The 14,546-nt window shown below is 65.0% G+C and carries 13 protein-coding genes; 7 read left to right on the plus strand and 6 right to left on the minus strand.

Features of this window, described 5'->3' with window-relative positions; all coding sequences use genetic code 11:
- Nucleotides 1–85 precede the first annotated feature (85 nt).
- Nucleotides 86–424: a DUF7535 family protein gene (locus tag CP557_RS05365; RefSeq protein ID WP_097378961.1), complete on the plus strand. Its 339-nt coding sequence runs from the start codon at nt 86–88 to the stop codon at nt 422–424.
- Nucleotides 425–439: 15 nt separating this feature from the next.
- Here CP557_RS05365 and CP557_RS05370 read toward each other — a convergent pair whose 3' ends face one another.
- Both CP557_RS05370 and CP557_RS05375 read right to left on the minus strand, forming a co-directional pair.
- Nucleotides 440–1,513, minus strand: a complete 1,074-nt coding sequence (locus CP557_RS05370) for a glutathione S-transferase family protein (protein ID WP_097378962.1) — start codon at nt 1,511–1,513, stop codon at nt 440–442.
- An 89-nt stretch (nt 1,514–1,602) separates the two neighbouring features.
- Nucleotides 1,603–2,598 (minus strand): calcium/sodium antiporter, encoded by a 996-nt coding sequence (locus CP557_RS05375; RefSeq protein ID WP_097378963.1) that lies wholly within the window; start codon nt 2,596–2,598, stop codon nt 1,603–1,605.
- Between the two features lie 118 nt (nt 2,599–2,716).
- Here CP557_RS05375 and CP557_RS05380 point away from each other — a divergent pair, with 118 nt between their 5' ends.
- Entirely contained in the window at nt 2,717–3,778 is a 1,062-nt protein-coding gene (locus CP557_RS05380; protein ID WP_097378964.1) for a DNA methyltransferase, read from the plus strand.
- A gap of 210 nt (nt 3,779–3,988) precedes the next feature.
- Here CP557_RS05380 and CP557_RS05385 read toward each other — a convergent pair whose 3' ends face one another.
- On the minus strand, nt 3,989–4,651 hold the full coding sequence (locus tag CP557_RS05385) for a potassium channel family protein (RefSeq protein ID WP_097378965.1): 663 nt from the start codon (nt 4,649–4,651) through the stop codon (nt 3,989–3,991).
- Between the two features lie 217 nt (nt 4,652–4,868).
- Between CP557_RS05385 and CP557_RS05390 the strand changes: the two genes are divergently transcribed.
- Both CP557_RS05390 and CP557_RS05395 read left to right on the plus strand, forming a co-directional pair.
- Entirely contained in the window at nt 4,869–6,275 is a 1,407-nt protein-coding gene (locus CP557_RS05390) for an NCS2 family permease (protein ID WP_097378966.1), read from the plus strand.
- A 109-nt stretch (nt 6,276–6,384) separates the two neighbouring features.
- A complete protein-coding gene (locus CP557_RS05395; RefSeq protein ID WP_097378967.1) occupies nt 6,385–6,630 on the plus strand; it encodes a glutathione S-transferase N-terminal domain-containing protein in 246 nt (81 codons plus the stop codon).
- Nucleotides 6,631–6,790: 160 nt separating this feature from the next.
- On the opposite strand, the gene CP557_RS05400 is transcribed toward CP557_RS05395, so the two are convergent.
- The gene (locus CP557_RS05400; RefSeq protein ID WP_097378968.1) at nt 6,791–7,756 is read right to left on the minus strand and encodes a transcriptional regulator; all 966 of its coding nucleotides are present in this window, start codon (nt 7,754–7,756) and stop codon (nt 6,791–6,793) included.
- Nucleotides 7,757–7,971: 215 nt separating this feature from the next.
- Entirely contained in the window at nt 7,972–8,169 is a 198-nt protein-coding gene (locus CP557_RS05405) for a hypothetical protein (protein ID WP_097378969.1), read from the minus strand.
- A gap of 171 nt (nt 8,170–8,340) precedes the next feature.
- Here CP557_RS05405 and CP557_RS05410 point away from each other — a divergent pair, with 171 nt between their 5' ends.
- Entirely contained in the window at nt 8,341–9,648 is a 1,308-nt protein-coding gene (locus CP557_RS05410; RefSeq protein WP_097378970.1) for a tRNA(Ile)(2)-agmatinylcytidine synthase, read from the plus strand.
- A gap of 10 nt (nt 9,649–9,658) precedes the next feature.
- Here the strand turns inward: CP557_RS05410 and CP557_RS05415 are convergent, their stop codons facing one another.
- A complete protein-coding gene (locus tag CP557_RS05415; RefSeq protein WP_097378971.1) occupies nt 9,659–11,287 on the minus strand; it encodes a COG1361 family protein in 1,629 nt (542 codons plus the stop codon).
- A 214-nt stretch (nt 11,288–11,501) separates the two neighbouring features.
- On the opposite strand from CP557_RS05415, the gene CP557_RS05420 reads away from it, so the two are divergent.
- Nucleotides 11,502–12,614: an OBG GTPase family GTP-binding protein gene (locus tag CP557_RS05420; RefSeq protein ID WP_097378972.1), complete on the plus strand. Its 1,113-nt coding sequence runs from the start codon at nt 11,502–11,504 to the stop codon at nt 12,612–12,614.
- Between the two features lie 210 nt (nt 12,615–12,824).
- A complete protein-coding gene (locus CP557_RS05425; RefSeq protein WP_097378973.1) occupies nt 12,825–14,540 on the plus strand; it encodes a Na+/H+ antiporter NhaC family protein in 1,716 nt (571 codons plus the stop codon).
- The last annotated feature ends 6 nt before the right edge of the window (nt 14,541–14,546 follow it).

Genomic DNA, 14,546 nt, shown 5'->3' on the forward strand with positions numbered 1-14,546 from the left:
ACGGAACCGAGAGAGGGGTGTCCTCGGTTCTGCGACCACCAGCGGGATCGAAAGACGGAATACCGACACGTTCGTACCCACACACATGTCAGTCAAGGTGTCCGAGTCGACGGGCTACGGGCCGAACACGCAGATGTCCCTGTTCGGTTATATCATGGCCGCGATACTCGCGGTCGTCTTGCTCCCGTTGCTTCCCGTCATCGCCGTCGCGTGGGTTCTTTGGAAGGTGTTCGTCGCGGACGAAGAAATCGAACACAGCTTCGAGGACTGGCGTCGCGAATCCGGTCGGAGTCGATCTGATCGTCTCGAATCAGCCGAGACCGAGGCTGCCGAAGCTGCAGCGGCAGACGCCGGAGAGCCCGACGCCGAAGGCGTCGACGCTGCCGGTGGAACCGAGGCGGACCAGACGACGGCGGAATCGTAAGGCCCCTTTGCTCGGCTAGTCGTCGGCACTGGTCGCCCGAACGAGGTCCGACGGCGGGCCGCCGGGGAGTTCGTCGCGGTCGTGGGCGGCCTCGAAGTCCAGCTCGGGCCCGCGGGCGACGATCCGGTGTGGGTTCACGTCGGGGTGGGTCGTGTAGTAGTGTTCCTTGATGTGATCCATGTTCACCGTCCGGGCGACGCCGGTTTCACGGGTCCTTTCGGTCCCCGTTCGCTCGTCCGGCGTCCCCTCCCGGCGGTCGGCGACGCCCGTCTGATACAGATCCCGTAGGTACGGCCAGAGGTTGTCGTACTCGCGGACGTACTGGACGTTACACATGAAGTGGGTGTGATAGACGTTGTCGAATCGAACGAGCGTCGTGAACATCGCGATATCCGCTTCGGTCAGCCGGTCGTCGGCGAGGTAGCGCTGGTCGGCCAGCACCTCGTCCCAGCGGTCGAGCGCCGAAAAGAGGTCGTCGACGGCTTCGTCGTAGGGCCCCTGCTTCGTGGCGAAGCCGGCGCGGTAGACGCCGTTGTTGATCGGCTCGTAAATTTCGTCGATGATCCGGTCGACGTCCTCCTGATACCCCTCGGGGTAGAGGTCCACGTCCCGCGAGGCGACGCTCCCGAATTCGGTGTCGAGCATCCGCATGATCTCCGCGGACTCGTTGTTCACGATGGTCTCCTCGTGTTTGTCCCAGAGGACGGGTACCGTCACGCGGCAGGTGGCGTCGGGATCCGCCGCCACGTACAGCTCCCGCAGGAAATCGGCGTCGCGGACGTGATCGCGCGTACAGCCGTCTTTCTCCGGCGTGAACTGCCAGCCGTCCTCGCCGCGGTAGGGATCGACGATCGAGACGGAGATCGCGTCCTCGAGTCCCAGCAGCGCCCGCGTCACGAGCGTCCGGTGGGCCCAGGGGCACGCGTACGAGACGTAGAGGTGGTATCGTCCCGCCTCCGGCTGGAACCGAGCGTCGGGATCGTCCCGGATCTCGTCCCGGAAGGGGGTCGTCTGCCGCTCGAACGAGCCGTCGTCGTCAGTCGACTCGTGGGCGTCGGTGCGCCACTCGCCGTCGACGAGCATGTTCATACAGTGACCAACGGTTGGCGGCTACAAATGATCTCGCTAACACTCGTGTCACCGCCTCCGAAACTGGGACGACCGATCACGCCCTCTTGTCAAGCGGCTATACTGACGACCCAGTAGCTCACACCGAGTGCGACGAGGACGACTCCCTCGAGGCGAGTGAGCGTCCGGCCCGTCGCGAGTACCACCGTGGCCAAGACGGTCACCACGGCGAGCCACGCCAGCCCGAGGAAGACGGCCGGGTCGACTGTCAGCGGGCGGGCTACCGCCGCGATTCCCAGGACACCGAGGGCATTGAAGACGTTCGACCCGATGACGTTGCCCGCAGCGATGCTGACGTTATCTCCGCGAGCAGCCACGACCGAGGTCACGAGTTCCGGCAGCGAGGTCCCGGTGGCGACGATCGTCGCGCCGACGACCCATTCCGAGACCCCGACCGCCAGGGCCAATCCGACCGCCGCCTCGACCAGCGCACGCCCGCCGACGATCACGAGGACGAGGCCGAACAGAATGCGGACGATCTCCCGGCCGAGACCCACCTTCGGGCCGTCGTCTCCGTCGGACCCGACGGGAGCGGCCGTCGCCACGTCGGCCCCCTCGAGTGGCTCGGTCCCCACGACGTCCGTGTCACCGCGGTTCCGGACCGCAACCCCGAGGGCCCCGAGATACACACTCAGTAACACGAGGAGGATGCCTCCGTCGGGCCGCGTGACGATGCCGTCTGCGAGGACGACGGTCGCGACGACGGTCGAGGCCGCCATCGCGAGCGCATCCCGACGGAGCAGCGTTTCGGAGACCCGAAACGGCGAGAGAACGGCCACGACCCCGAGACACACGGCGAGATTGAATAGATTCGATCCGACGACGTTTCCGACCGAGATATCGCCCTGGCCTTCGAGCGCTGCACCGGTCGAGACGACGATCTCCGGCGCGGAAGTCCCGAAAGCGACCACCGTGAGTCCGACGACGAGCGCCGAGACCCCCGCCGCACTGGCGAGTCTCGAGGCACCGGTCACGAGCAGGCGGGCACCGATCCACAGACCGAAAACGGCGGTGACGAGTAAGACGACGTCTCCAACGAGGACCATCGTGGCGAACCCTTTCGGACGGCTCCCACAAAAGACCCGGGCAGGTGCGTCACCGGTCGACGCGGCCCGTTCGAAGGGATGCGCAAGCGTTTAAACGGTTCGCGTGAGGACTCGAGGTATGGCAGACGACGGGGATCGACACCGCCAGAGCCGCCTGTTCACGGACGACGACGGCGCCTTCGACGCCGACCGTGCACGGGAGGAGTCCCTGCCGGTCGAGGACGGCGAGGTGATCGATACCGACGACCTGGCCGACCACCAGCGTTACGTGGAGGGACGCGGGATCTACGACGAGCGCAACCGGGTGAACGACCTCACGGGCAAGGAGTGGAAGTACGCCACGAAGTCCGTGATCGCGGAGGGGTACCCGCCCGCCGTCCAGCACGATCTGCGCAGCGAACACGGCGGCCAGAAACCGCCGCGACTCTGTGCGGACCTGATCGGCCGGTTCAGCAAAGCCGGCGACACCGTCCTCGATCCCTTCGCAGGCGTCGGCGGGACCCTGCTCGGCGCGAGTTTCTGCGAACACGACGGCACCGGTCTCCGGGAGGCGATCGGCTTCGAGCGCACCGAGCGCTGGATCGAGATCTACCGGGAGGTTCTCGCGGCGGAAAACGAAGAGCGCCGTGCACGCGGCGAGCCACCGCTCGCCGAACAGGACATCCGACACGGCGACTGTGTCGATCTGATCGACGACGTGCCTGACGAATCCGTCGACCTCCTGTTGACCGACGTTCCCTACTGGGACATGGACGAACGCGAGCAGACGCGCAACGAGCGGGCGACTCGAGAGAGCAAACTGGGGTCGTTCGACGGCGGGACGACCGACGAGGCTGCCGTCGATGCGGCCGAGGGGACCGACGATCGTCGGACGAAAGCCGACTGGCTGGCCGGTATGGCGACCACGTTCGGCCGGTTTACGGACGCCGTCGCACCGGACGGCCACGTCGTCGTCTTCATCGGCGACATGTACCGCGACCAGTCCTACGAGTTCCTCTCGGCGGATCTCGCGCGGGCGATCGAGTCGACTGCACCGCTGACGCTCGCGGCGAACCTGATCTGGTACGATCCGACGAAGGACCTGCACGTCTACGGCTACCCCTTCTCTTTCGTCCCTTCGATGGTCCACCAGAACGTCCTCGTCTTCCGACCCGAGGCGGCGTCCGAAACGGAAAACTGAACGGCGAGGGGGGTGCGTCCGACTTCCGTCGGGCGGTCGTCTGACGCGGTTTTATTTGGTACCGGGACGACGAAACGAACAGGCGCGTGGCGGTTTCCTTCCCCCCCATCCCGCCGCTGCGCGCCTGCTCCCGTTCCTCTCCCCTCCCCTTTCGAATCGACGACCGGTCCGCCGAGGAGTGTACTGTTGGCGGACGGAACCCGTTCGTCCTCAGGCGTTCGCGGGCAACAACGCCGACCGAACCGCGTCCGACCGATCGGTTTCGGTGATGACCGCGACCTCGTCACCGACCTCGAGTTCGGTACCCGGGAGCGGAATCGTCAGCGGTTCGCGTGCGCGACCGTGGGCGTAGATCCGTGCAGTCTCGGGGAGGTCGAGTTCGCTCATTCGTTTCCCGACCGCCGGCGACCCCGCCTGAATCTCGAGGACGGTCAACTGGAGGTTCGCGGCGAGGTCGGCGACGACGTTGAAATCGCCGCCAAGGAGGGCTGTCTTCGCACCCGCAGCGCCCAGCCGCTCGGGGTAAATGATCTCGTCGACCTCCTCGGCGTACTTCTCGTAGATGTCCTCGCGGTAGTCCTCGTCGATCCGCAGGACGGTGCGACAGCCGTGGTGAGTCCCGACCATACAGGCCGCGAAGTTGGCGTTGAGATCCGGCGTGAACGCGCCGATCGCGTCGGCGGTTTCGATCCCGGCGTCGACGAGTACGTCCTCGTCCGATCCGTCACCACGGACCGTCTCGAGCCCGTCGTTGCTGGCACGGTCGATGCGGTCGACGTCGTTGTCGACGATGACGACCTCGTGGCCCTCCTCGGCGAGAATCGTTGCCGTCCGCGAGCCGACCCGGCCATAACCCACGATGACGAACCTCATGCTACCGTGGTACGCGCTCCGAGGTCAAATACGTTGGTCCGTCTCGCTACTATGTGTCGTTCAGTCGGATGACCGAGTCGAGCGACTGGGCAGGCAGTTGATCGGTCTCACTTCCGATTCCGCTTCGCCACCGAATATACACATACTTGCATATACTGCTCGCCGATCGGGACAAGAACGTTTAACTAACCGGTGTGGTTATGCTCGGACATCCAATATGGGGGCACTCGAGAATTACTTCGGACTCGCTGAACACGACTCCGACGTCGGTACCGAGACCATCGCGGGAGTGACGACCTTCCTCGCGATGTCGTATATCATCCTGGTCAATCCGTTCATCCTGGCGGACGCGATCGAGATTCCCGGCTACTCCTACTTGCAGGTCGTCCAGATGATCGCTATCGGGACGATCATCGCGTCGGCGGTCGCCATCTTCGTGATGGCGTTCTACGCGAACAGACCGTTCGGACTCGCCCCCGGCATGGGGTTGAACGTCTTCTTCGCGTACACGGTCGTTATCGGGATGGGGATCCCGTGGGAGACGGCCCTCGCAGCCGTGTTCGTCGAGGGGATCGTTTTCATCGTCATCACGGCAGTCGGCGCTCGAGAGTACGTCATCAGGCTGTTCCCGGAGCCGGTGAAGTTCTCCGTCGGCGCGGGGATCGGGATCTTCCTGCTGTTCATCGGACTGCAAGAGATGGGCGTCGTGGTTCCGGACGAAGCGACCGCCGTCGCGCTCGGTGACATCGCGACGAACCCGGCGGCTCTGCTCGGCCTGTTCGGTCTCTTCCTGACGTTCGTACTCTGGGCGCGTGACATCACCGGCTCGATCATCCTCGGTATCTTCGGTACGTCCGTCGCCGGCTGGCTTACGTACTTCACGGGGCTGGCCAGCCCGACGTCGGTTCTGCCGACGGCACTGCTGAGCGAGGAGGGACAGCTATCGTTTGCGGTCGTAACCTCCCCGCAGTACGACATCTCTCCGCTGCTGTTCGCCTTCGTCGACGGGCTCCGAGACATCGATCCGTTCACGTTCACGCTGGTCGTCTTCACGTTCTTCTTCGTGGACTTCTTCGACACCGCCGGGACGCTCATCGGCGTCTCGCAATTCGGCGGCTTCCTCGACGAAGACGGCAACCTTCCCGACATCGACAAACCGCTGATGGCCGACGCGATCGGGACGACCGTCGGCGCGATGGTCGGGACGTCGACCGTGACGACGTACGTCGAATCCTCGACCGGCGTCGAAGAAGGGGGCCGGACGGGGTTGACGGCGCTCGTCGTCGGAATCCTGTTCCTCGCCACGCTCGTGCTTATTCCGCTGATCGCGATGATTCCCGCGTACGCGTCGTTCATCGCGCTCGTCGTCGTCGGGATCATCATGTTACAGGGCGTCCTCGACATCGACTGGGACGATCCGGCGTGGGCCGTCTCCGCGGGGCTGACGATCACGATCATGCCGCTGACCTACTCGATCGCCAACGGCCTCGCGGCCGGTATCATCGCGTTCCCGATCCTCAAGGCTGCGATGGGTGAACTCGACGACGTCCGCCTCGGTCAGTGGCTCATGGCCGCCGTCCTCGTGGGTTACTTCTACGTCCACACGAGCGGCATCGTCGGCTAGTTGCAGGTCACGCGTCCGATTCCAGACCGTTGTATGGTTTCCCTACCGATCCCGGAGACCGCCGCTACCCACGCGTTCATACGGCTCGAGGCCCCTACTTTCGTTCACCATGGCAGATATCACGCTGTACGAACTCCCCGGCTGCCCGTACTGTGCGAAGGTCCGATCGAAGCTCGACGACCTCGAACTCGAGTACGACGTCATCGAGGTGCCTCGCTCCCACGGCGACCGCACCGAGGTCGAGAACGTCAGCGGCCAGACCGGCGTCCCGGTCATCAACGACGAGGCAAACGGCGTCGAGGGCATGAACGAGAGCGACGACATCGTCGAGTATCTCGAGGAGACGTACGCCTGAGCCGGTTTGCTGTCCCGATTTCCGGTGGAACCGCAGGGCGGTCGCGGTCCCACCGGCACTGACGGACAGGAGACCGTATGAGACGGAGAGTTCCGACGCCGTCGCCCACCGCGCGTCTACAGTAGCCGCCGAAACGATACGGAGAATTCAGTGAACGCGATCAGGCCGCCTCTTCGTGTTCGGAGCGCTCCCGGATGACGTCCCGAAGCTCGTCGGCGTTCCGGAGCTTCGCGAGTTCGTCGCGCTCGACCAGCGCGGTACCGTCGACGGAGTCCTGTTTCGCCCGATCGACGACGTAGACGGATCGCGTGCGCGTGACCTGCCCGATCGAACTCATGATTCGGGCGCGTTTCTCCGCCGCCTTGGTAAACTTCGAGTGGCCGGTGAGGACGATGTCGCTGTCGTCTTCGTCCTCGCTGACGGCCGTAAACGGCGATCGGGCCGTCGGATGAACGCTGTACCCGGCCCGCGTGAGGACGGCAACTACCTGTTCGTCGTCCGGATCCGCCTCGGGGTCGTCCGGCGTCGCCTCGCTCTCGTGAACGTCCTCGGCCCCCTCGAGGACGTCGACGGGGCTCGTCAGGGGAGCCTCGAACAGCTCCTCGAGGTCCATCGCGACCTCGACGGAGGCGTTCATGCCGTCTTCGTACTTCGAAACGGTTCGTCGGGAGACGCCGAGTTCGCTGGCGAGTTGGCCGAGACTCCAGTCGCGGTCCTCGCGTTCGTCGGCCAGCAGGTCACCGTCGATGTTGACGTAGAGGCCGCCGGGTGCGGCGTAGATCAGCGGCGGGACCTCCTCGATGAACAGGTTGTACGCCGTATCGGGGCTGAAAACGGGGACGCCGTGACGGAAGTAGACGACGTCGGGTTTGAGATCCTCGTCGCGACTGCGCAGGCCGATGACCAGCGGCGTCGCACCCAGATAGGTCCCCAGCCGGCGCATCTCGTGGCCCGTCGCCTCGTTGAACGCGTCGATGTTCGCGAGGATCTTGACGAGGATGAGGTCCTCGCCGCGGCGCGCGGCGATATCGAAGCTCTTCGGTCGGATCGCACACCGAGCGCTTACCGCGAATCCCGCGTCCTCTAACATCGCGGTCACGTTGCCGACAAGTGCGGAGCGGGACATACGGGGTTGTAAGCGATTCCTCCTATAAGACGTTTTCCCCAGGGTATCCGTGTGCCGTGTCGCGATTGGCCGCCGTACCGGAGGTATACTTATATACGGGTTTCCCCGGCTCGGCGATGCCCTGATGCCGCGAGCGATACCACCAGGATCGTACACCTCGCTGCTGTATCGACGGGCCGGCCCTCGAGTACGTGGCACCCGTCCGGTCGAGCACCCTACTGGCTGGCGTAGCGCAGAACCCACATCGAGAGCGGGAGGCTCGCTGCGACCAACCCGTATACCCCGCCCATGAGCGGTTCGACATCGAGCGACGGAGCCAGAAGGTAGCCCGTCGTAAACCCGAGCGGATCGAGAACGAGCGCGAGTATCACGATCTGTTGTTGGAACGGTTTGGACTGTAACCACCGGAACATACTGTGAGAGGTGCATAGAGTATCAGTTTGAAATGGTTTCTGAATTTCAGTATCATACGGGGGAGGATCCGAACGGAGGCGTGATCGAACGCCACGATCCCACTGCTCGGTGACCGCGAGAGAGCGGCCGCTCCCGAAAGGGGTTACCCGTTCCCCCGCCAAGCACCGTCGATGACCGTCGTCGGCCTCGACGATACCGACTCGCGCGAACGCGGGATGTGTACGACGTACGTCGCCGCGCAGATCGCCGAGCAACTGCGTCGAAGCGAGTGGTCGGTCCAGCGAATCCTCCTCGTGCGACTCAACCCCGCCATCGAGTACAAGACGCGGGGGAACGCCGCGCTGGCGATCCACACCGACTGCGATCCCGACCGCGCGTTCGCGATCGCCCGCGACCGACTCGAGGAACTGGCCGAAACCGGGGACGAGCGGACGAATCCGGGGCTCGTCGTCGCGGACCACGCCGCCGAGGAGGGCGCGATTCCCCGCGACGTCGGGCGATTCGCGCTGGCGGCGATCCGCGACCGTCTCGAGCCCGCCGACGCCGGAGCCCTCGCCGAACGCTGTGGCTACCGGTCGTGGCACGCCGGCAACGGCCGCGGTCGGATCGGCGCGCTGGCCGCCATCGGTGCCTGGGCAGCCCTCGCGGAGTGGACCCACGAGTACATCTCCTATCGCGAGCCCGACCGCTGGGGGACGCCCCGCGAGGTCGATCCCGAGAGCGTCTTCGAGGCGGCGGAGTGGGGCTACCCCGAGGTCTGGGATACGGTCGACCGCGGCGAGGACGAACCCGTCTGCGTCCCTCACACGCCCGGTCCGATCCTGCATGGAATCCGCGGCGACGATCCGGACGCGGTCCGGTCGGTCGCCGAGCGTATCGAGAGCGAACCCGTCGCCGCGACCCAGTCGTTCGTGACGAATCAGGGGACGGACGTCCACCTCCGAAACGGTTCGATCGGCGACCTCGACGACGGGCGCGCCTATCGGCTCGAGGGCCGGGTCGCGAGCGAGCCCGAAACGCGCCGTGGCGGTCACGTCTTCGTCGACCTCGCGGCCCCGACTGCGACCGAAGACGAATCCCGAGCGGGAGCGAGCGAGGGGTTGCCCTGTGTCGCCTTCGAGCCGACCAAACGATTCCGGGATCGGGTGCGACGCCTCCGCGTCGGCGACCACGTGTCCGTCTGCGGCGAGGTGAGCGACGGGACGCTAAAGCTCGAGAAGTTCGCCGTCCGCGGTCTCGTCCGGACCGAGCGGGTCACGCCGACCTGTCCCGATTGCGGGCGAACGATGGACAGCGCCGGTCGGAACCAGGGCTATCGGTGTCGATCGTGTGGGACCGGGACTGCGGGGAAAGCTAAGCGGCCCCTCGAGCGCGACCTCGAGCGCGGCTGGTACGAGGTTCCCCCGTGTGCCCGCCGACACATCGCGAAGCCGCTCGTCCGCGGTGGGTTCGACGCGCCGACACACCCCGAGTGGTAAGGGACCGGACTCAGTCCGTTCCGAAAACCGTCACCGTCCGGCTGTCGCTCGCGTGGGGTGACCGGACCACGACCGGGAAGCTGTCGTCGGTCGAGACGGGATAGGTTTCGTACCCCAGGGAAACGGTACCCGTCTCACCCGGCGCGAGGCGCACACTCGTGGAATCGACGACCTCGGGCGTGTGGCCGACGACGAGTTCGATTTCGTGCGTACCGGTCGCGGTGCCCGTGTTCTCGAGGGCGGCGGTTACCGAGAGCCACTCACCACCGGAGACCGGCGCGTTCGTCCCGGTAATCGACACGGCGACCGTCGCGTTCCCCTGCTCACCGTCGTCTCGCCCGTAAACGAGCACCGACTGGACGGCGCTGTCGTCGCCCGTCCGCACGCGGACGGGGAACTCGTCGTCGTTCCTGACGGGATAGGTCTCGTAGCCCAGCGAGACCGTCTCCGTCTCGCCCGCGGCGACGACCACGTCCGCCGTATCGACCGTCGTCGGATCGTGGCCGACGACGAACTCGACCTCGCGACTTGCCGGTCCGTCACCCGTGTTCGCGAGCGTCGCCGTCGCCTCGAGGCGCTCCCCGCCCGTCACCGGCGCGTTCGTCTCGAGACCGGTCACCTCGAGGTGACCCTGCGAACCGGTATCGTCGGTTCCGATGACGGTGACGTCGGTCTCCGAGGTGGCGTGGGCGGTCTCGACGCGGACCGGGAACGTCTGCGTGTTGCGGACGGTGGCCGTCGTGAACTCGAGGCGGACGGACTCGCGCTGTCCCGTGAAGACGTCGACCGTCTCGCTGTCGACGTGGGTGGGATCGTGGCCGACGATCAGATCGGTCTCGACGTCGACGAACGCGTGATACGTGGAACTCCCCTGGGGCTCGATTTCGGCCTCGACGACGAGATCGTCGCCGGCACGAACCGGTGCGTTCGTGTCGGTGATCGCGACGTCGTGAAACGCCGTGACCGACGGGCCGTCGGCTCGAGCGGCCGAGAGCCGCCCGTCACGGCAGGCGACCCACGCCATCATCGGATACTCGCCGATGAACCAGATGGCGTTCCCCCCGGTCGTCTCGTACGTGACCGTCGCCGTCGCCCCCGACAGATCGGCGCGGTCGACGTAGGTAGCGTTGCGCCCTTCCTGCCAGAAGAGCCGGCGGAGCGTCCCCCCGTCGTCGGCGGCGACTGCAGTCACTTCGATCTCGTCGTGGACGGTCACCGTGGCGTCCGGCCCCGGGTCGCACGTCACGTCGATACTCGGTGCCGCCGGCGCGTTCTCGGTGACCTCGACCGTCCAGGAGAGGGTCGTCCCGTCGACGACGAGGCTCACGTCGTACGTTCCGACCTCGTCGAACCGACCGTAGGCGGCCGGATGCCCCGTGATGTCCGTGTAACTATAGAACGGGGCGTTGGGCGCGACGTCGTGGCCATCGGCGCCGTCCACTCGCCAGTCGGTTGCCGACGGCTCCACCGGCGGGGTCGCCGCGGCCTCGAACAGAATATCGTCGCCGGGTCGGACCGCCGTCGCGCGCTCCGTCGGACACACGCGCTCGAGGGAACCCGTCTGGGCGCCACCCACCCCTGCGGTTGCGAAGGCCCCCGCAGTACTTCCAACCGCCGTAACGTATTCTCGCCGTCGCATGTGGTATCATACGTCCTACAGGACGGTATAGCTAATACAACGTTAGTGAGACGAACACGTCGGAGGGAACGAGTGTCCGTTCGACAGCAGGAGAGCGACGCGGAGTCAGGAGCGACGGCGACGGGGCAGTTGGGTCGGTTGGGGTCGTCGCGCCGTGTTCGTTCAGCCCGTGTCTCGAAAGGGTTTTTCGGCACGACCGGTTGTGTACGGACAAATGGGGCTCGAGGATGAAATCGAGGCAATCGAGGAGGAAATCGCCAATACGCCCTACAACAAGTCGACGGAGGCCCACATCGGCCGGCTGAAGTCCAAGCTCGCGGAGAAAAAGGAGAAACTCGAGAACCAGCAGTCCGGCTCCGGCGGTGGCGGCGGCTACTCCGTCGAGAAACACGGCGACGCGACCGTCGCCCTGGTCGGGTTCCCGAGCGTCGGCAAGTCCTCCCTGTTGAACTCGCTGACCAACGCCGAGAGCGAGACCGGCTCGTACGAGTTCACGACCCTAGACGTCAATCCGGGCATGCTGAACCACCGCGGTGCGAACATCCAGTTGCTGGACGTGCCGGGACTGATCGAGGGCGCGGCGGCGGGCAAAGGCGGCGGCCAGCAGGTGCTCGCAGTCGTTCGGAACGCCGACTTGATCATCTTCATGCTCTCGGTGTTCGAAATCGAGCAGTACGATCGGCTCCAGGAAGAGCTCTACGACATCAACATCCGCGTCGACCAGGAGCCCCCGAAGGTCACGGTCCGACCGAAGATCAAAGACGGAATCAAGATCACCTCGAGTACCGACCAGGATCTCGACGAGAAGACGATCAAGGACGTCCTCCGCGAGCACGGCTACGTCAACGCCGATCTGAACCTCCAGGAGAACCTCTCCATCGACCGGCTTGTCGACGGACTGATGGAAAACCGGGAGTACATCCCCTCGATCACCTGCGTCAACAAGGTCGACCTGATCGATCCCGACTACAAGGAGACCGTCGACGAGCAGTTGCGCCAGCGCGATCTCGACCCCGAGGAAGTCACCTTCATCAGCGCCGAAGAGGAGAAAGGGCTCGACGTGCTCAAAGATCGGATCTGGGAGCGACTGGGCCTCATCCGCGTCTATATGGACAAACCCGGTCGCGGCATCGACTGGGAGGAACCGCTCGTCGTCGAGCAGGGGACCACCGTCGGCGAGGCCATCGAGAAACTCGGTGGGGAGATGGAAGAGCGATTCCGCTTCGCGCGGGTGACCGGACCCAGTGCCGCCCACGACCAACAGCAGGTCGGGAAGGATCACGTCCTCGAGGACGAGGACGTGTTGAAACTGATTCTGCGTCGGTAGCCGATCCGGTCCCGTCGCCAATACGTATCGTCTCGACACGCGTTCTGGAAATGTTTCATAGGGGCCCCCATTCGAAATGATATGAATTTATAGAATTTTGAGGGTTTGAAACAGTCCTTTCCACACACACCAACCATATCTGGCATTTTATTTACCATTAACTCCATCGAAACGGTGAAAAATATACGACTGCCCGAAGACTATGTAGGTATGGCTGATTTCGGCGCACTCTCGCTCGCCCCGCCGCTGCTCGCGATCGTCCTCGCGATCTGGACGCGGCGGCCGATCCTCTCGCTGTTCCTGGGGATCTGGTCGGGCGGCGTTATCGCAACCGGGAGTATCGGCATCGGACAAACGTTCGACTGGATCGCCGAGTCGATGGCGGACATGTTTCACGCACAGATCCTGATCTTCACCCTGTTGCTGGGATCGGGCGTCGCACTCATCTGGCGACTCGGCGGTGCGACCGCCGTCGGAAACTGGGCGACCAGCCGCCTCGAGACTCCGCGCAACGCCGGAGCGGCGACGTGGATACTGGGAATGCTCCTGTTTTTCGACGATTACGCCAACACGGCGATCGTCGGCAGTACGATGCGCGAGATTTCCGATCGGATGCGCATCTCCCGGGAAAAGCTCTCCTACATCGTCGACTCGACGGCCGCGCCCGTGGCGACGATCGGCCTCTCGAGTTGGGTCGCCTTCCAGCTGTCGATGATCGACGAGGGATACACCGCCCTCGTCGAGAGCGAGGAGTACGCCCTCGCCGCGGCCGACACGCCGGGGGCGTTCCAGACGTTCGTTAGTTCGATTCCGTTCAATACGTATTCGCTATTGGCGATCGTGATGGTGGGCATCATCGTCCTCTCACAGCGTGACTACGGGGAGATGCTCGACGCCGAACACCGATCCTGGCGGACGGGGAAGGTAAACCGCGACGAGGCCCAGCCCCTCCAGGAGGTCGAGAAGGATCTGGGTACGCCGATCGAGGAGCGGCCGATGCTCCGGACGTTCTTCGCACCGATCGTCGTGCTGATCGCGGTCACGCTCTCCGGGGCGTTCTGGACCGGCTATCAGACGTGGGTCTCGGACCAGGCCGAGGCGGGTGCACCGACGTCGCTCGAGACGGCCGTCGGCAACGACGGCCTCGTGCAGGTACTGGTCGACGTCGTCGGTGCCGGCGACTTCGCGGCCGCGCTCGTCTGGGGGTCGTTCGCGATGGTCGCGACCCTGATCCTCTTCGGACTGGCCTACGACCTCTTCGATCTCGGTGACGGCGTCGAGACGGTGCTCGACGGGTTCGCCCTCATGCTGACCGCGGTGACGATTTTGGTCCTCGCATGGTCGATTAGTGCGGTCGCCGAGGAACTCGGCACGGGCAGCTACGTCGCCGGCATCGCGGAAGGGGTCGTCTCACCGGCCATCCTCCCGATCGTCGTGTTGCTCGTGTCCGCGTTCGTCGCGTTCACCATGGGGTCGTCGTGGGCGACGATGGGTATCGTCACGCCGATCTCGATCCGCGTCGCCTACGAACTCACCGGCACGTTCGAACTCATGCCGGTGATGGTCGGCGCGGTGTTCTCGGGTGCGATCTTCGGGGACCACTCGTCGCCGATCTCCGACACCTCGGTCCTCTCGGCGACGTTCACCGGTGCAGACCTCATCGATCACATCCGCACGCAGCTCTACTACGCCGGCACCGTCCTGTTCGTCGTGATCGTCTGTTACGCGCTCTATGGCTTCTTGGGCGTCTCACCCGTACTCTTCCTGCCGCTGGGAGTCGTCTTGCTGGTCGGACTCGTGTACGGACTGTCGGCGTTGGATGCCCAGCGTAAGGGCCTCGTTCCCAGGGCGTCCTCGGTCGATGTCGACCGCACGGATCGAACGCCGGACGCCGAACCCGGATCCGCCCCGGAAGACCTCGACTAGGTCACC

Origin of the sequence: Natrinema ejinorense (assembly GCF_002494345.1) — an archaeon.
Classification (GTDB): Archaea; Halobacteriota; Halobacteria; order Halobacteriales; family Natrialbaceae; genus Natrinema; species Natrinema longum.

Excerpts from the sequence above, each read along its gene's own strand:
- CP557_RS05400 (WP_097378968.1), bottom strand. The coding sequence starts at position 7,756 with ATGTCCCGCTCCGCACTTGTCGGCAACGTGACCGCGATGTTAGAGGAC.
- CP557_RS05390 (WP_097378966.1), top strand. The coding sequence starts at position 4,869 with ATGGGGGCACTCGAGAATTACTTCGGACTCGCTGAACACGACTCCGAC.
- CP557_RS05405 (WP_097378969.1), bottom strand. The coding sequence starts at position 8,169 with ATGTTCCGGTGGTTACAGTCCAAACCGTTCCAACAACAGATCGTGATA.
- CP557_RS05425 (WP_097378973.1), top strand. The coding sequence starts at position 12,825 with ATGGCTGATTTCGGCGCACTCTCGCTCGCCCCGCCGCTGCTCGCGATC.
- CP557_RS05380 (WP_097378964.1), top strand. The coding sequence starts at position 2,717 with ATGGCAGACGACGGGGATCGACACCGCCAGAGCCGCCTGTTCACGGAC.
- CP557_RS05395 (WP_097378967.1), top strand. The coding sequence starts at position 6,385 with ATGGCAGATATCACGCTGTACGAACTCCCCGGCTGCCCGTACTGTGCG.
- CP557_RS05375 (WP_097378963.1), bottom strand. The coding sequence starts at position 2,598 with ATGGTCCTCGTTGGAGACGTCGTCTTACTCGTCACCGCCGTTTTCGGT.
- CP557_RS05415 (WP_097378971.1), bottom strand. The coding sequence starts at position 11,287 with ATGCGACGGCGAGAATACGTTACGGCGGTTGGAAGTACTGCGGGGGCC.
- CP557_RS05420 (WP_097378972.1), top strand. The coding sequence starts at position 11,502 with ATGGGGCTCGAGGATGAAATCGAGGCAATCGAGGAGGAAATCGCCAAT.
- CP557_RS05410 (WP_097378970.1), top strand. The coding sequence starts at position 8,341 with ATGACCGTCGTCGGCCTCGACGATACCGACTCGCGCGAACGCGGGATG.
- CP557_RS05370 (WP_097378962.1), bottom strand. The coding sequence starts at position 1,513 with ATGAACATGCTCGTCGACGGCGAGTGGCGCACCGACGCCCACGAGTCG.
- CP557_RS05385 (WP_097378965.1), bottom strand. The coding sequence starts at position 4,651 with ATGAGGTTCGTCATCGTGGGTTATGGCCGGGTCGGCTCGCGGACGGCA.
- CP557_RS05365 (WP_097378961.1), top strand. The coding sequence starts at position 86 with ATGTCAGTCAAGGTGTCCGAGTCGACGGGCTACGGGCCGAACACGCAG.